17 protein-coding genes are annotated in these 16,265 nt (G+C 67.7%); 9 read left to right on the forward strand and 8 right to left on the reverse strand.

Annotated elements, in window-relative coordinates; genetic code table 11:
• Positions 1 to 26: 26 nt before the first annotated feature.
• Entirely contained in the window at positions 27 to 374 is a 348-nt protein-coding gene (locus JOM49_RS37775) for a type II toxin-antitoxin system PemK/MazF family toxin (RefSeq protein ID WP_281068343.1), read from the reverse strand.
• A complete protein-coding gene (locus JOM49_RS37780; RefSeq protein WP_209668975.1) occupies positions 374 to 598 on the reverse strand; it encodes a DUF8778 family protein in 225 nt (74 codons plus the stop codon). The genes JOM49_RS37775 and JOM49_RS37780 overlap by 1 nt, the downstream gene beginning before the upstream one ends.
• A 95-nt stretch (positions 599 to 693) precedes the next feature.
• On the opposite strand from JOM49_RS37780, the gene JOM49_RS37785 reads away from it, so the two are divergent.
• Complete coding sequence (locus tag JOM49_RS37785) at positions 694 to 1,620, forward strand: TAXI family TRAP transporter solute-binding subunit (protein WP_308159007.1); 927 nt, start codon at positions 694 to 696, stop codon at positions 1,618 to 1,620.
• Here JOM49_RS37785 and JOM49_RS37790 read toward each other — a convergent pair.
• Positions 1,610 to 3,031, reverse strand: a complete 1,422-nt coding sequence (locus tag JOM49_RS37790; RefSeq protein ID WP_209668977.1) for a sensor histidine kinase — start codon at positions 3,029 to 3,031, stop codon at positions 1,610 to 1,612. The genes JOM49_RS37785 and JOM49_RS37790 overlap by 11 nt on opposite strands.
• 3 nt (positions 3,032 to 3,034) lie before the next feature.
• Positions 3,035 to 3,709, reverse strand: coding sequence for a response regulator transcription factor (locus JOM49_RS37795; RefSeq protein WP_209668978.1), 675 nt, complete (start codon positions 3,707 to 3,709; stop codon positions 3,035 to 3,037).
• A gap of 239 nt (positions 3,710 to 3,948) precedes the next feature.
• Between JOM49_RS37795 and JOM49_RS37800 the strand changes: the two genes are divergently transcribed.
• The 4 genes from JOM49_RS37800 to JOM49_RS37815 all read left to right on the forward strand — a co-directional run bounded on the left by JOM49_RS37800 (position 3,949) and on the right by JOM49_RS37815 (position 7,208).
• The gene (locus JOM49_RS37800; protein ID WP_209672096.1) at positions 3,949 to 4,677 is read left to right on the forward strand and encodes an amino acid ABC transporter ATP-binding protein; all 729 of its coding nucleotides are present in this window, start codon (positions 3,949 to 3,951) and stop codon (positions 4,675 to 4,677) included.
• A 16-nt stretch (positions 4,678 to 4,693) separates the two neighbouring features.
• On the forward strand, positions 4,694 to 5,536 hold the full coding sequence (locus JOM49_RS37805) for a glutamate ABC transporter substrate-binding protein (protein ID WP_209668980.1): 843 nt from the start codon (positions 4,694 to 4,696) through the stop codon (positions 5,534 to 5,536).
• 89 nt (positions 5,537 to 5,625) lie between these two features.
• Positions 5,626 to 6,306 carry an amino acid ABC transporter permease gene (locus JOM49_RS37810; RefSeq protein WP_209668982.1) on the forward strand — a complete coding sequence of 227 codons (681 nt, stop codon included), beginning with the start codon at positions 5,626 to 5,628 and terminating at the stop codon, positions 6,304 to 6,306.
• Complete coding sequence (locus JOM49_RS37815; protein WP_209668984.1) at positions 6,303 to 7,208, forward strand: amino acid ABC transporter permease; 906 nt, start codon at positions 6,303 to 6,305, stop codon at positions 7,206 to 7,208. The genes JOM49_RS37810 and JOM49_RS37815 overlap by 4 nt, the downstream gene beginning before the upstream one ends.
• 69 nt (positions 7,209 to 7,277) lie before the next feature.
• Here JOM49_RS37815 and JOM49_RS37820 read toward each other — a convergent pair whose 3' ends face one another.
• From JOM49_RS37820 to JOM49_RS37835, 4 genes are read right to left on the reverse strand one after another with little or no spacing between them, the layout of a single operon-like run.
• Positions 7,278 to 8,042 (reverse strand): succinate dehydrogenase/fumarate reductase iron-sulfur subunit, encoded by a 765-nt coding sequence (locus JOM49_RS37820; RefSeq protein ID WP_209668986.1) that lies wholly within the window; start codon positions 8,040 to 8,042, stop codon positions 7,278 to 7,280.
• Between the two features lies 1 nt (position 8,043).
• On the reverse strand, positions 8,044 to 9,957 hold the full coding sequence (locus tag JOM49_RS37825) for a fumarate reductase/succinate dehydrogenase flavoprotein subunit (RefSeq protein WP_209668988.1): 1,914 nt from the start codon (positions 9,955 to 9,957) through the stop codon (positions 8,044 to 8,046).
• 52 nt (positions 9,958 to 10,009) lie between these two features.
• Positions 10,010 to 10,843 (reverse strand): succinate dehydrogenase subunit SdhC, encoded by an 834-nt coding sequence (sdhC, locus tag JOM49_RS37830; RefSeq protein ID WP_209668989.1) that lies wholly within the window; start codon positions 10,841 to 10,843, stop codon positions 10,010 to 10,012.
• Positions 10,840 to 11,133 carry an Rv0250c family protein gene (locus tag JOM49_RS37835; protein WP_206809687.1) on the reverse strand — a complete coding sequence of 98 codons (294 nt, stop codon included), beginning with the start codon at positions 11,131 to 11,133 and terminating at the stop codon, positions 10,840 to 10,842. The genes sdhC and JOM49_RS37835 overlap by 4 nt, the downstream gene beginning before the upstream one ends.
• A 282-nt stretch (positions 11,134 to 11,415) precedes the next feature.
• Here JOM49_RS37835 and edd point away from each other — a divergent pair, with 282 nt between their 5' ends.
• From edd to JOM49_RS37855, 4 genes are all read left to right on the forward strand, one after another.
• A complete protein-coding gene (gene edd, locus JOM49_RS37840; protein WP_209668991.1) occupies positions 11,416 to 13,290 on the forward strand; it encodes a phosphogluconate dehydratase in 1,875 nt (624 codons plus the stop codon).
• Positions 13,287 to 13,910: a bifunctional 4-hydroxy-2-oxoglutarate aldolase/2-dehydro-3-deoxy-phosphogluconate aldolase gene (gene eda / locus JOM49_RS37845; RefSeq protein WP_209668993.1), complete on the forward strand. Its 624-nt coding sequence runs from the start codon at positions 13,287 to 13,289 to the stop codon at positions 13,908 to 13,910. The genes edd and eda overlap by 4 nt, the downstream gene beginning before the upstream one ends.
• Before the next feature lie 101 nt (positions 13,911 to 14,011).
• Positions 14,012 to 14,779: a VOC family protein gene (locus JOM49_RS37850; RefSeq protein ID WP_209668995.1), complete on the forward strand. Its 768-nt coding sequence runs from the start codon at positions 14,012 to 14,014 to the stop codon at positions 14,777 to 14,779.
• Positions 14,780 to 15,089: 310 nt separating this feature from the next.
• Positions 15,090 to 16,259: a toll/interleukin-1 receptor domain-containing protein gene (locus JOM49_RS37855; RefSeq protein ID WP_209668997.1), complete on the forward strand. Its 1,170-nt coding sequence runs from the start codon at positions 15,090 to 15,092 to the stop codon at positions 16,257 to 16,259.
• Positions 16,260 to 16,265: the final 6 nt, after the last annotated feature.

The following is a 16,265-nucleotide window of genomic DNA, read 5'->3' on the forward strand; positions in this document are numbered from 1 at the left end:
TCTCCCCCCAGGGTAGGCCCCGCCGCTCACAGGCCGAGATGCAGGCGCAGCGCCGCCTCCAGCCGCTCCATCAGCGCGGGCGTCAGCTTGCCGACCCGGCGGCCCACCCGCTCCACCGAAATCGACCTGACCTGCTCGGCCTGCGCCTTCGACGCCACCGCCAGCCCGCACTCGGCCGCGGGCAGCAGGACCTGGAACGGGAACACCCGGCGCACGTTGGAGGTCACCGGCACCACGGTGACCACCCCGCGGCCCAACCGCCCGGCCACCGCGTTGGCCCCGTCGTTGCTCACGATCACCGCCGGCCTGGTCTTGTTCGACTCGCTGCCCCGCGCGGGGTCGAAGTCGACCAGCCGGACCTCGGCCCGCCGCATCAGCGCGTCAGCACCCCGTCACCGGTGGCCGCGTCCCACTCGGCCTCGTCCCCGTGCGCGGTCCACTCGTCCCACGCGGCGCGGTAGTCGTCCTCCAGCTGGGAGGCCCGCAGCAGCTCCAGCGCCCGGTGCACCACCGCCGAGCGCGAAGGCACGTCCGCCGCGGCGGCGTAGTGATCGATGAAGGCCACATCCTCGTCCGACAGGCTGACGCTCAATTTCATACCTCCTATGCTACTGGGGGTGCTACTGCGGCACTACCGGATCGTAACCGGGATGTACGACAATTCCGGTCGCGGAGCTGGCACCATCTGCGGTCGTGACAGCTCTGACACGGGTGACCGCCGCCGTGCTCCTGCTGCTCACCACGCTGACCGCCTGCGGGGCGGACTTCTCCGGCACCCGGCTGCGGATCGCCGCGGGCAACGACCGGGGCGTCTACTACCAGCTCGCGCAGCCGCTGGCCGGGGCGTGGGCGGCCGGGCTGGCGATCGAGCGGCCGGAGGTCCAGCAGACCCGCGGCTCCCCCGACAACCTCGCGCGCCTGCGCGCGGGCACCGCCGACGTGGCGTTCAGCGCCGCCGACGTGGCCACCGACCCCAGCGGGGAGCCCAAGCTCGCCGCGCTGGCCCGGATCTACGACGACTACCTGCACGTGGTGGTCCGCGCCGACTCGCCGGTGCGCTCGCTGGCCGACCTGCGCGGGCGCCGGGTGGCCATCGGCTCCCCGGAGTCCGGGGTGGCGGTGATCGCGCAGCTGCTGCTCAACGCCAGCGGCCTCGGCGACCCGAGCTCGCTGACCGTGCGCTACCTCGGGCTCGACGAGTCGCTGGGCGCGCTGGAACGGCAGGAGATCGACGCCTTCTTCTGGTCCGGCGGGCTGCCGACGAACTCGATCAGCACGCTGGCCAACCGGATCCCGCTGCGGCTGATCGACGTCGGCGAGGCCATGCCCGCGATGCGCCAGGCCAACGCCGTCTACCGCTCGGCGACCATCCCCGGGTCCACCTACCCGCAGTCCGGCGGGCCGGTGACCACCCTGGTGGTGCCCAACTTCCTGGTGGTGCCGACGACGATGTCCGACGACGTGGCCGAAGCGCTCACGCGCGGGCTCTTCGACGCGCGCCCGGAGCTGGCCAAAGCGAACACCGCCGCGCTGTCCATCGACCTGCGCCCGGCGATCGAGACGGCGCCGATGGCCCTGCACCCCGGCGCCATGCGGTACTACCGCAACCTCAAGAACTAGTGATCGCCCCAGAACCGGACCGGGGCAGCTCCGCGGTGATCCGCAGCCCGCCGCCTTCGGGCAGGTCCAGCTTCAGCGAGCCACCGGCCCTGGCCACGATCTCCGCCACAATGGACAGCCCCAGCCCCGAGCCGGCCACGTTCTGGTGCGCGGTGCTGCGCCAGAACCGGTCGGTGGCGCGTTCCAGTTCCTCGGCCCGCAGCCCCGGCCCGTGGTCCCGCACGGTCAGCCGGACCTTGTCGTCCACTGTGGAGGTTTCCACGCGGACCGACTCACCGGCGCCGGTGAACTTGAGGGCGTTGTCCAGCAGGGCGTCCAGCACGGCTTCCAGCCCGCGCGGCGGGGCCAGCGCGCGCACGCCGTCGGTCGAACCCTCCACTTCCAGGCTCACCTCACGTGCCACCGCGACCACGTTCCAGTCCGAAGCGCGTTCGGCCACCACGGTGTCCACGTCGACCGCGACCAGTTCGCCCGCCGAGGCTTCCGCGCGCGCCATCGACAGCAGGCCGTCGAGCACCTGGTTGAGCCGGTCCGCCTCGGCGACCGCGGCCTCCCGGTGTTCCTCGGCTTCGGTGTCCACGTGCCCTTCGAGATTCACCAACCGCAGCTTCAACGCGGTCAGCGGGTTCCGCAGCTGGTGTGAGGCATCGGCGACGAAGGCGCGTTGCGCGGCCAGTGCCTCCCCCACGCTCGCCGCCATCATGTCGAACGAGCGGCCGAGCTGCTGCAGTTCGGCCGGTCCGCTCTCCTCACCGACCCTGGCCACCTCGCGGCCGCTCACCACGGCCTCGACCAGCGTGCCGGTGGCCTCGTCCAGCCGGCGCACCGGGCGCAGGATCCAGCGCACCAGCGGCAGCGCGACCAGCAGCGCCAGGCAGAAGGCGATCATGCCGACGGTGGCGATGAGCACCCACCACAGCGTCACCTCCTGACGCGCCTGCGCGGTCGGCGATTCGGTGACCACCACCCCGCGCACGTCGCCGTCGATCAGCACCGGTTCGGCCAGCACCAGCGTGCCCTCGTCCCACGGCACCAGCATCGGCCCCGGTTCCGAATGCCGCCCGGCCAGCGCGGACTGCACCTGCCCGGCGACCCGCGTGTCGGCCAGGTCGAGCTTCACCGCGCCGGGCACCGTGCCGGAGGTCACCGTCGGACGGCCGTCCTGGTTCAGCACAGCCACGGCGATGCCGTAGACCTCGGCGTAGCGCCGCAGTTCAGCGGTGATGAGGTCCGGCTGGCCCTGGATCAGCGGCCGCTGGGCCAGCGAGGCGAACCGGGCGGTGTCGGTGAGCCGGTCCAGGAAGAGCGTCTGCCCGGCGCTGCCCGCCACGCTCAGCGCCAGCGGCACGCCCAGCCCGAAAACGAGCAACGCGACCAGCGAGAGCACCGTGGCCTGCAGCCGGACCCGCACGTCTCACTCCTCGTCCGGGCGCGCACCCAGCCGGTAACCGACCCCGCGCACCGTCTCGATCAGCTCGGCGCGGCCGAGCTTCGTCCGCAGAGTAGCGACATGCACGTCCAGTGAGCGGCTTTCCGCCTGCCCGCGCCTGCCCCACAGCTCGGTGAGGAGGCGGTCCCGCGAGCAGACCGAGCCGCCTTCGGCCGCGATGAGCTTCAGCACGCCGAACTCCTTGCGCGAGAGCGTGATCACCTCACCACCCGCGGTGACCTCGTGCCGGTCCAGGTCGATCACCACGTCCGCCACCTTGATCGCGCCGGTGGCCGCCCGCGCCGGTTCCCCGCGCCGCCGCCGCACCGCGTGCACCCTGGCCACCAGCTCGTCCACATCGTACGGTTTGACCAGGTAGTCGTCGGCCCCCGAGCGCAGCCCGAGGATGCGGTCGTCGACCTCCCCGCGGGCCGAGACCACGATGATCGCCACGTCGCTGATCTCGCGGATCCGCCAGCACAGCACCATGCCGTCCACGTCGGGCAGGCCCAGGTCGAGCAGCACCACGTCGGCGTCGGCGATCCGGTCGAGCACCTCCGCGCCCGAGGCCAGGCGGCGGACCGACAGCCCGCGGCGCAGCAGCGCGGGGACCAGTGCGTCGGCCACCCGGTCGTCGTCCTCGACGAGCAGAACGCGCACGCCGGCTCCTTTCCGGTCCGATGAGATCGATTTGAAACCCTAAGTGTTAGTCAAGCGGGCTTTACACCCTGACGGAGCAGAGTAAGTTTCCGCCATCGCCGACTCGTCATGCGCGAAAGGCCTAGTCCAGACCTGCGACAAGGGCCGTGTACAGGGTGTGACTAGAGTTACGGCACCAAGAAGGACACCGCAGCTCGCCGCCTGGAGGCCAGATGACCACCGCGACGCCGGCGCCGCCGATGATCAAGGCGGCCGCCGTGAACAAGTTCTTCGGCGACCTGCACGTTTTGCGTGACATCGACTTCGAGGTCCCGCGCGGGCAGGTGGTCGTGGTGCTCGGGCCGTCGGGTTCGGGCAAGTCGACCCTGTGCCGGGCGATCAACCGCCTCGAGCCGATCAACTCCGGCGAGATCCACGTCGACGGCAAGCCGCTGCCCGCCGAGGGCAAGGCACTGGCCGCGCTGCGCGCCGACGTCGGCATGGTCTTCCAGTCGTTCAACCTCTTCGCGCACAAGACCATCGTCGAGAACGTGATGCTCGCGCCGCAGAAGGTCCGCAAGGTCTCCTCCGGCGAGGCGCGCAAGACCGCGATGGAGCTGCTCGAGCGGGTCGGCATCGCCAACCAGGCCGACAAGTACCCGGCCCAGCTCTCCGGCGGCCAGCAGCAGCGCGTGGCCATCGCCAGGGCGCTGGCCATGCGGCCGAAGGTGATGCTGTTCGACGAGCCGACCTCGGCGCTGGACCCGGAGATGGTCCAGGAGGTGCTGGACGTGATGACCAGCCTGGCCGCCGACGGCATGACCATGCTGGTGGTCACCCACGAGATGGGCTTCGCGCGCCGCGCCGCGCACCGGGTGGTGTTCATGTCCGACGGCGAGATCGTCGAGGACTCCACCCCCGACGAGTTCTTCACCAGCCCGAAGTCCGACCGCGCGAAGGACTTCCTCGGCAAGATCCTGACCCACTAGGAAGGAACCTGATCTGATGCGGTTGAGTCGAGTTCTGCGTATGAGCGCAGTCGTCGCGGTTGCGGGCCTGACGCTCGCCGCCTGTGGTGGCGGCGAGGACAGCGGTAGCAAGAACCTGGTCGCGCGGGCGAAGGAAGACAAGAAGGTCACCATCGGCATCAAGTTCGACCAGCCGGGCCTCGGTCTCCAGACCCAGGCCGGCAAGCCCGAGGGCTTCGACGTCGACGTGGCGAAGTACATCGCCAAGGAGCTCGGTGTCGACGAGGCCGGGATCACCTGGAAGGAAGCGCAGTCCGCCGAGCGCGAGAACCTGATCGAGAAGGGTGACGTCGACTTCATCGTCGCCACCTACTCCATCACGGACAAGCGCAAGGAGAAGGTCGCCTTCGCCGGGCCGTACTTCGTCGCGGGCCAGGGCCTGCTGGTGCGTGCGGACAACACCGACATCACCGGCAACACCGCCCTCAACGGCAAGAAGCTCTGCTCGGTCAAGGGTTCCACCCCCGCGCAGAAGATCAAGGACGAGTTCTCCAAGGAAGCGCAGCTGCAGGAGTTCGGCAAGTACTCCGACTGCATCACCGCGCTGGAGAACGGCAGCATCGACGCGGTCACCACCGACGACGTGATCCTGGCCGGTTTCGCCGCCAAGAACCCGGGCAAGTTCAAGCTGGTCGGCGACGCCTTCAGCAAGGAGAACTACGGGGTCGGCCTGAAGAAGGACGACGCCGAAAGCCGCACCGCGATCGCCAACGCGATCACCAAGATGCAGACCGACGGTGCCTGGAAGGCTTCGCTGGAGAGCAACGTCGGCCCGTCCGGCTACAAGATCCCGGAGCCCTCGCCGGTGACCGAGAAGTAAGCCCGAGTCCCTTCGTCTTCGAATGACCCACGGCGGCGCGCCGCGACCCGTTCGCGGCGCGCCGTCCCATATCCGACGAGGAGTTTTCCGTGTTCGACTTCCTCGGTGAGTACGACATCCTCGGTGCCTTCTGGATGACCATCCAGCTGGCGGTGCTGTCGGCCGTCGGCTCGCTGATCTGGGGCACGATCCTGGCCGGGATGCGCGTCAGCCCGGTCCCGATCATGCGGGGGTTCGGCACCGCCTACGTCAACGTCGTGCGGAACACCCCGCTGACGGTGCTCATCTTCTTCTGCTCCATCGGCCTGGCCTCCACGCTGAACTTCAACCTCGCGGCGACCGACTCGCCGTCGTTCATCGTGGACAACAACTTCCGGCTGGCCGTGCTCGGTTTCGTCCTCTACACCTCGACCTTCGTCTGCGAGTCGCTGCGCTCGGGCATCAACACGGTGCCCGTCGGCCAGGCCGAGGCGGCCCGCGCGCTGGGGCTGGGCTTCACCCAGGTGCTGCGGATCATCGTGCTGCCGCAGGCGTTCCGCTCGGTGATCGCGCCGCTGGCCAGCGTGCTCATCGCGCTGATCAAGAACACCACGGTGGCCAGTGTCATCGGCGTGGCCGAGGCCTCGCTGCTGATGTCGGAGATGATCGAGAACGAGAGTGACGCGATCATCCTGGTCTTCGCCGTGTTCGCGCTCGGCTTCGTACTGCTCACCCTGCCGGTCGGGCTGCTGCTCGGCTGGGTGGCGAAGAAAGTGGCGGTGAAACGATGAGCGGCGCTCCTTCTGTCCTCTACGACGCCCCGGGCCCGAAGGCCAAGGCGCGCAACCTCGTCTACTCGCTGATCTTCGCCGCGGTGCTGGTGCTCATCGCCTACCTGGTGATCGACAAGCTGGCCGAGAAGAACCAGCTGACCGGCGACAAGTGGCGCCCGTTCGCCGAAGGCGGCACGTGGACCACGTTCATCCTGCCCGGTCTCGGCTACACGCTGCTGATCGCCGTGCTGTCCATCGTGATCGCCCTGCCGGTCGGCGCGTTCTTCGGCATCGCCCGGCTCTCGGACCACAAGGCGGTCCGCACGCTGGCCGGGATCGTGGTGGAGTTCTTCCGCGCCATCCCGGTGCTGATCCTGATGATCTTCGCGAACGAGTTCTACTCGGAGTACACCGACGTGGACTCGGACAACCGCGTGCTCTTCGCCGCGGTGACCGGTCTGGTGCTGTACAACGCTTCCGTGCTCGCCGAGGTGGTCAGGGCGGGCATCCTGTCGCTGCCGAAGGGGCAGACGGAGGCGGCTTCGGCGCTGGGCCTGCGCAAGACCCAGACGATGACCAACGTGCTGCTGCCGCAGGCGGTGGCCGCGATGCTGCCGGCGATCGTCAGCCAGCTGGTGGTCATCCTGAAGGACACCGCGCTCGCCGGTGGTGCGCTGTCGGTGCCGGACCTGCTGCGCAGCGCCAACGTGATCTCCGGGAACTTCGGCAACACCATCCCGGTCTACATCGTCATCGGCGTCATCTACGTGGTGCTGAACTTCATCCTGACCAGCTTCGCCTCGTGGCTGCAGAAGCGGATGTCGCGGCGGAAGAAGGCCCCGAAGGGCGCCCAGCCGCTGCTCGACGCCCCTTCGCAGATCACCACGACGACCGGAGCCGGTGGCACCGGCACTCTCTGAACCGTCCCCGGAATGCTATGAGTGGGGCATTACTTGCGTTCATTGCAAGTAATGCCCCACTCATTGCGTTCAGGGTCGGTCGGAGGTGCCCCGGCGGAACAGTTTGTTGCCCAGCCAGACGATCGGGTCGTACTTGCGGTCGGCGACGCGTTCCTTCATCGGGATGAGCGCGTTGTCGGTGATGTGGATGCCTTCCGGGCACACCTCGGTGCAGCACTTGGTGATGTTGCAGTAACCGAGGCCGTGCTCGTCCTGCGCGGAGTCCCGCCGGTCGGCCACGTCCAGCGGGTGCATCTCCAGCTCCGCGATCCGCATCAGGTACCGCGGCCCGGCGAAGGCTTCCTTGTTCTCCTCGTGGTCACGCACCACGTGGCAGGTGTTCTGGCACAGGAAGCACTCGATGCACTTGCGGAACTCCTGCGAGCGCTCGACGTCCACCTGCTGCATCCGGTAGTCCCCCGGCTTCAGGTCCGCGGGCGGGGTGAACGACGGGATCTCGCGTGCTTTGGTGTAGTTGAACGATACGTCGGTGACCAGGTCGCGGACCACCGGGAAGGTCCGCATCGGGGTCACCGTGATGACCTCGTCCTCGGTGAAGACCGACATCCGCGTCATGCACAGCAGGCGCGGGCGGCCGTTGATCTCCGCCGAGCACGAGCCGCACTTGCCCGCCTTGCAGTTCCACCGCACCGCCAGGTCCGGCGCCTGGGTGGCCTGCAGCCGGTGGATGATGTCGAGCACCACCTCACCCTCGTTCACCTCGACGGTGTAGTCCTTCAGCTCGCCATCGGTGTCGTCGCCGCGCCACACCCGGAAGCTCGCCTTGTACCCCATGTCAGGCCTGCCTTCCCGGGTGCGTGCTCAGCTCGTCGGCGGTGTAGTACTTCTCCAGCTCGGTCAGTTCGAACAACTCGAGCAGGTCCTGGCGCAGCGGCTCCTGCGACTTCGGCGTCACCGTCACCGGGGGCACCACCTCGTCGCCACTGTCCACTTGGCACACCAGCAACCGGTTGCGCCACTGGGAGTCCATCTGCGGGTGGTCGTCCCTGGTGTGCCCGCCGCGGCTTTCGGTGCGGATCAGCGCGGCCTTGGCCACGCATTCGCTGACCACCAGCATGTTCCGCAGGTCCAGCGCGAGGTGCCAGCCGGGGTTGAACTGCCGGTGGCCCTCCACGGTGACCTGGTGCACGCGCTGCTTGATCTCGGCGAGCTTGGCCAGCGCCTGCTCGATCTCCTCGGCCTTGCGGATGATGCCGACCAGGTCGTTCATCGACTGCTGGAGCTCGGTGTGCAGGGTGTACGGGTTCTCCTCGACCCCGTTCGCCGGCGGGTCGAACGGCGCCACGGCCATCTTCGCCGCCGCGTCGATCCGCTCCTGTGCCACCGACGGCCGGTTCGCCAGACCCTCCACATAGGCCGCCGCGCCGAGGCCGGCCCGGCGGCCGAACACCAGCAGGTCCGACAGCGAGTTCCCGCCCAGCCGGTTCGAGCCGTGCATGCCGCCGGAGCACTCGCCCGCGGCGAACAGGCCCGGTACCACCGAAGCCGCGGTGTCCGGGTCGACCTCGATGCCGCCCATCACGTAGTGGCAGGTCGGGCCGACCTCCATCGGCTCGGCGGTGATGTCCACATCGGCCAGTTCCTTGAACTGGTGGTACATCGAGGGCAGCCGCTTGCGGATCTCCTCGGCGGGCAGGCGGCTGGCGATGTCCAGGAACACGCCGCCGTGCGGGGACCCGCGGCCCGCCTTGACCTCGGAGTTGATCGCCCGCGCCACCTCGTCGCGCGGCAGGAGGTCCGGGGTGCGCCGGTTCTCCTCCTGGTCGGTGTACCAGCGGTCGGCTTCCTCTTCGCTGTCCGCGTACTGCCCCTTGAACACGTCGGGGATGTACTCGAACATGAACCGATCGTCGTCGGAGTTCTTCAGCACGCCACCGTCACCGCGCACGCCTTCGGTGACCAGGATGCCCTTCACACTCGGCGGCCAGACCATGCCGGTCGGGTGGAACTGGACGAACTCCATGTTGATCAGGGTCGCCCCGGCGCGCAGTGCCAGCGCGTGCCCGTCACCGGTGTACTCCCAGGAGTTCGAGGTGACCTTGAACGACTTGCCGATACCGCCGGTGGCCAGCACCACGGCCGGTGTCTCGAAGAGCACGAACCGGCCGCTCTCGCGGTAGTAGCCGAACGCCCCGGCGATCCGGTCGCCGTCCTTGATCAGCTCGGTCACGGTGCACTCGGCGAAGACCTTGAGCTTGGCCTCGTAGTCGCCGTGCTCCTTGAAGTCCTGCTGCTGCAGCGAAACGATCTGCTGCTGCATGGTGCGGATCAGCTCGAGCCCGGTGCGGTCACCGACGTGCGCGAGCCGCGGGTAGGTGTGCCCGCCGAAGTTGCGCTGGCTGATCCGGCCGTCGGCCGTGCGGTCGAACAACGCGCCGTAGGACTCCAGCTCCCAGACGCGGTCCGGCGCCTCCTTCGCGTGCAGTTCGGCCATCCGCCAGTTGTTCAGGAACTTCCCGCCGCGCATGGTGTCGCGGAAGTGCACCTGCCAGTTGTCGCGTTCGTTCGCGTTGCCCATCGATGCCGCGCAGCCGCCCTCGGCCATCACGGTGTGCGCCTTGCCGAACAGCGATTTGCACACCACGGCCACGCTGAGGCCGCGCTGCCGCGCCTCGATCACCGCGCGGAGACCGGCGCCACCGGCACCGATCACCACCACGTCGTAGCTGTGCCGTTCGACCTCGGTCATGGATCAATCCACCTCAGTGCGTTCTGACGCCGTTGTCGTTGGGGAGGGAAGGCTAGTTGACGAAGCGGAGGTCGGCGATCGTGCCGCTGGCCACCAGCATCACGTAGAAGTCGGTCAGCACCAGGGTGCCGAGGGTGATCCACGCCAGCGTCATGTGCCGGTTGTTCAGCTTGGTCACCTGGGTCCACATCCAGTAGCGCACCGGGTGCTTCGAGAAGTGCTTCAGCCTGCCGCCGGTGATGTGCCGGCACGAGTGGCAGGACAGCGTGTAGGCCCAGAGCATGATCACGTTGCCGAGCAGCACGATGTTGCCGAGGCCGAAGCCGAACCCGCCGCCGGAGCCGTGGAAGGCGGTGATCGCGTCCCAGGTGTTGATCAGCGAGACGATCAGCGCCACGTAGAAGAAGTAGCGGTGGACGTTCTGGATGATCAGCGGCAGCTTGGTCTCGCCGGTGTACTTCGCGTGCGGTTCGGCGACCGCGCAGGCCGGCGGGGAGAACCACACCGACCGGTAGTACGCCTTGCGGTAGTAGTAGCAGGTCAGCCGGAAGCCGAGCAGGAACGGCAGCACGACGAACCCGAGCGGGATGAACCCCGGCAGTTCGCCGAACGGCGTGCCGAAGTGGCTCGACCCCGGCACGCACGAATCACTCAGGCACGGCGAGTAGAAGGGCGTGAGGTAGTGGTACTCCTCCACCCAGTACGCCGTGCGCACGAACGACCGGATCGTGGCGTAGATGACGAACGTGGCCAGGCCGACCGTGGTGATCAGCGGTGGCAGCCACCACCGGTCCTTGCGCAGGGTGCGTTCGGCGATCCTGGCGCGCGTGGGCGCGAAGACCCCGGTACCCCTCCGGCCTGCCTCGTCGCTAGCCGGGGCGCTCACCGCTGGTCACGCTGGTAGCCACCGACGCCTTCATCGTCAGCGCCGTGCCAGAGCGACGGGTCGTAGGGGGTGTCGGGGACCACGACCACGTTCGAGCGGTCGGTGGCGCGGGCCTGCTGCGGGACCGGGGGGGTGTCGTCGAACTCGTTCACGTCGATCTCGAGCCGCTCCACGTCGTTGGCGATCCGGCGCACCGCGGGCGCCTCGCCGTACTTGGCTCGCAACGCGCCTACGCACTGTCGCAACTGCCCGATGGTGCGGCGCAGTTCGGTGAATTCGGTGGTGGTCATACGTACCTCCGACGGTGAGTCAGTTCGTGCGGCGGGGGCCAGAGGCCGGGCCGCACCGTGGTGGGGCGCGCTGATGCCTGACTCTGCCTTGCCTTGTCCAGTGTGACAAGTAGCACACACTGGTCGCCGTACGTGATCGGAGTCACGTCAGGAGTTCATCTGTATCGATTTTGATTCGGGCTTCCTCCTTCTGTACTGTGTGGACCGTCACCACGAAGACCGGACGCCAGCGACGCCGTCACCGGACCACCCGAACCCGTGATCCGCACCCGGAGCCGCCGTATGAGCCCCACCCCCTTACATCCCGTCATCGCCGAAGTGACCGAGCGCATCGTGGCTCGCAGTGCCGAGAGCCGCGCCGCCTACCTCGAACGCACCGCCGCCGCCCACGCCGAAGGCCCCGCCCGGCGCGGCCTCGCGTGCAGCAACCTCGCCCACGGTTTCGCCGGGATCACCGGCGGCGACAAGGAAGCGCTGCGGGCCGTGCGCAAGCCCGGCGTGGCGATCGTGTCCTCCTACAACGACATGCTTTCGGCGCACCAGCCGCTGCACGAGTACCCGGACTGGCTCAAGGTGTCCGTGCGCGAAGCGGGCGGGGTCGCCCAGTTCGCCGGTGGCGTGCCCGCCATGTGCGACGGCATCACCCAGGGTCGCGCGGGCATGGAGTTGTCGCTGTTCAGCCGCGAGGTGATCGCGATGGCCACCGGGGTCGCGCTGTCGCACGAGATGTTCGACAGCGCCCTGCTGCTCGGGGTGTGCGACAAGATCGTGCCGGGCCTGCTCATCGGTGCGCTGTCCTTCGGCCACCTGCCGTCGATCCTGGTGCCCGCCGGGCCGATGACCTCGGGCCTGCCCAACAAGGAGAAGGCCCGCGTCCGGCAGCTCTACGCGGAGGGCCTGGCGTCCCGTGAAGACCTGCTCGAGGCGGAAGCCGCGTCGTACCACTCCCCCGGCACGTGCACCTTCTACGGCACGGCCAACTCGAACCAGATGGTCGTCGAGGTGATGGGACTGCACCTGCCGGGCGCGACGTTCGTGCACCCGGGCACCCCGCTGCGGCAGGCGCTGACCGAGGAAGCGGGGCGGCGGGCCGTCGCGATCTCGCGTGGTGCCGAGTACGCGCCGCTGAGCCAGGTCATCGACGAGAAGGCCATCGTGAACGGCGTGGTGTCGCTGCTGGCCACCGGCGGTTCGACCAACCACACGCTGCACCTGCCCGCCATCGCCGCGGCCGCGGGCATCCAGCTCACCTGGGACGACTTCTCGGAGCTGTCGGCCGTGGTCCCGCTGCTGGCGCGCGTGTACCCGAACGGCAGCGCGGACATCAACCACTTCCACGCCGCGGGCGGCATCCAGTTCCTGATCGGCACCCTGCTCGACGCCGGGCTGCTGCACGAGGACGTGCGGACCGTCGCCGGGCCGGGCCTGAACCGGTACCGCCAGGAACCGGTGCTGCTCGACGGCACGCTGACCTGGCGCGACACCTCGGGGCACAGCCTCGACGAAGAGGTGCTGCGACCGGCTTCGCGCCCGTTCTCCGCCGACGGCGGCCTGCGCATGGTCGCGGGCAACCTGGGGCGCGCGGTGATCAAGGTGTCCGCGGTGGCACCGGAACACCGGGTGGTCGAGGCACCGGCGCGGGTGTTCACCACGCAGGAGCAGTTCTCGGCGGCGTTCCAGGCCGGTGAGCTGGAGCGCGACGTGGTCGTGGTGATCCGGAACCAGGGCCCGATGGCGAACGGCATGCCGGAGCTGCACGGGCTGACGCCCGCGCTGGGCGTGCTGATGGACCGGGGTTTCCAGGTGGCGCTGGTCACCGACGGCCGGATGTCCGGGGCGTCGGGCAAGATCCCGGCGGCCATCCAGCTGACCCCGGAAGCCGCCGCGGGCGGCCCGCTGTCCCGGATCGCCGACGGCGACGTGGTGCGCCTCGACGCCGAGACCGGGCTGCTGGAGGTGCAGGTGAGCGCCGCCGAACTGGACGGGCGGCCCTTGGTGGACGGTCCACCCGATGAGGCATCCTGGACCGGCACCGGGCGTGAGCTGTTCGGCGCGCTGCGCCGGGCGGTCGGCCCCGCCGACCAGGGCGCCAGCGTGTTCGGCGGGTACACGCCGGGGCACTTCGGTGCCGGGATGACGAAAGAGGTAGTGGCGTGACCACCGGCTTGGAACTGCTCGAGGCATCCCCCGTGATGCCGGTCGTCGTGGTGGAGGACGTGGCCGACGCGGTGCCCGTCGCGTCGGCGCTGCTCGCCGGTGGCATCGGCGTCATCGAACTCACCCTGCGTACCCCGGTCGCGCTGGCGGCGATCGAACGGGTCGCCGCCGAGGTGCCGGACATCCTGATCGGCGCGGGCACGGTGACCACCCCTGGCCAGGCCAAACAGGCGGCGGACGCCGGTGCGCGGTTCCTGGTCACCCCGGGCACCACGGACGGGGTGCTGGACGCGTGCTTCGACACCGGCCTGCCGTTCCTGCCGGGCGCCGGCACCGTCTCCGAGGCGATGCGCCTGGCCGAGCGCGGGCTGCAGGCGCTGAAGTTCTTCCCGGCCGAGGCGAGTGGCGGGGTGGACTACCTGAAGTCGATCGCCGGGCCGCTGCCTTCGCTGAAGTTCTGCCCCACGGGCGGGATCACCGTCGCGTCGGCGCCGAAGTACCTGGCGCTGCCGAACGTCGGCTGCATCGGCGGCTCGTGGCTGACCCCGAAGGACGCCGTGGTGGCCAAGGACTTCGCCCGCATAGAGCAGCTGGCGGCGGAAGCCGCGCGGCTGCGCTAGGTCCTCCCGGCCAGGGTCTTTCGGCCCTGGTGGCGACGGGCGGGCAGGCGCAGGTTGGTCCTGACCTGATCCTGTCCGCCACGCCGACCCGGGAGACCGCGATGCCGCTGCGAACCACCTACGCCCAGGGCACCCCGAACTGGGTGGACCTGCAGACCTCCGACCAGGAGGCGGCGAAGGCGTTCTACGGGCGCCTGCTCGGCTGGGAGTTCAACGACGAGCCGGTGCCGGGTGGTTCGACCTACTCGATGGCGCTGAAGAACGGCTCGGAAGCAGCCGCGATCGCCCCGCAGACGGCGGAGCAGCGCGGGCGGCCGCCGATGTGGAACACGTACTTCGCGGTAGAAGACGTGGACGCCACCGCCGCCAAGGTCGAGGCCGGCGGCGGCACCCTGTTCACCCCGGTCTTCGACGTCCTGGAATTCGGCCGCATGGTCGCGGGCGCCGACCCGAGCGGTGCCGCTTTCTGCCTGTGGCAGGCGTATTCGCACATCGGGGCCAGCCTGGTCAACGAACCGGGTGGCGTGGTGTGGAACGAGCTGATCACCTCGAGCCCGGAACAGGCCGTGCCGTTCTACCAGGAACTTCTGGGCCTGGCCGTCACCGAAACCGAACTGGACGGCGAAAAGTACACCATGCTGCAGGCCGACGGCACGGATGTCGCGGGCGTGAGCCAGCCGCCGGACGTGGGCCTGCCGAACCACTGGCACGTCTACTTCGCCGTCGACGACATCGCCGCGGCCGCTGCCCAGACCCCGTCCCTGGGTGGCGCCGTACTCATGGCCCCGTTCGAGACGCCGGTGGGTCAGATGGCCATGCTCGCCGATCCGCAGGGCGCCGCCTTCAGCATCCACCAGCCCGGCGCCTGACCGCTGCAGTCAGGCCAATCCGCGCCGATCTGCAGAGTCCTTGCCAGGGGCGGATTGAGTGGTCACGGCACACCCCGCAATCTGCGGCAGCTTGGGGTTACGAGTCAGTCCGGGACGGCATTATCCGCGATGCCCCGCCTGATTTCCATCAACCGAGGCCACTCAAGAATGCCATGGTCAATTAGTTGCACACCCCACCCGCATGAAGTTTTCATTTGACATGGCGAATGCCGTAACAAACCTTGCCACTCGGCGACATTTAGGGTTACAGCGATGATTCTTTGAGCGAGCAAGGTGGTTTTACGAAATCATGAACCAAGGCAAAGACGGCGACGAGTTAACGATGCGACACGTGGCCGTCGACAACGATGTTTCAGTTTTTGTCTCATACGCACACAAAGACGATGAATCTTCGCACGGTCGAGTCAAGAAGCTAGCGGAGGGCATAGCTGACACGTACGCCAGCCTCACCGGATTGACCGTGGGAATCTTTTTCGACACCGACTCCATTCGATTGGGAGAAAATTGGCGCGACAGAATTCGCGCCGGACTCAATAATGCCACCGTCCTATTAGCTTTCATATCCCCGTCCTACCTGAGAAGTCGCGCCTGCCGCGAGGAACTTGCCAGCTTTTTTGCTTTTCTCCCCAGCCAGCAAGGGCGGAAGTTGGTGATTCCAATTCTACTGTTTCCGCAGGAGCGGATTGAGCGATATTTTTCCAGCGACGATCTATGGTCCGAGATCCAAGAGCTGCAGTGGAAAGATGCTTCCGGCCTTCGCAGCGAAGAGCCAGGATCTCCAACCTGGATGCTTGCGATAGCACAGATCTCCGAACGCATCGAAGAGTCGCTCATTGAACAGGAGAAAATCGACACTTCGAGCACCCTGATCGCGACCGACAGCGAAGGTGACTACGACGACACAGAACACACAGAAGGGACACTCGAAAAGATTAGCAGAGCCGAGGAGGAGCTACCTCGAGTCAACTCTCTAGCGACGGCATACGGAGAGAGGTTAAATACTTTCAATGAACTAATTGAAGGTGCGACGATACGTCTCAAGAAGGCTTCTTCATTTGGCCAACGATTAGCCCTGTCCAAGGAGCTTGCTACAGCACTGAAGCCTCTGGTCGACGACTCATATGATATCAGCGACGAACTACGCGACGCTATACAGCGCACCAGCCCTGGAATCATATCGATTATTAGGATGGTTGGCTCCAGCGGCGAAGCGACTGATCCAACCGCAGAGGACGTGCAAGACTTCCTTCGAATGATCAGAAGTCTAGCCAATGAGGCTCTTAAGGCTGTGGCCAATGTCGAACAGATGATGCACTCAATAGAAGGCGGGAAGGGGATGTCGAGTGACCTAGACAAGATTTGGAACCGAATGAACGCAGGATTACTCATGTTCTTCGAATCGCGGAGCCACTATAAGAGCTGGCTCGAAGAGCTGGATCGAATCGCGCCCGATAATTGATAAAGT

It is taken from the genome of Amycolatopsis magusensis (genome assembly GCF_017875555.1).
Classification (GTDB): Bacteria; Actinomycetota; Actinomycetes; order Mycobacteriales; family Pseudonocardiaceae; genus Amycolatopsis; species Amycolatopsis magusensis.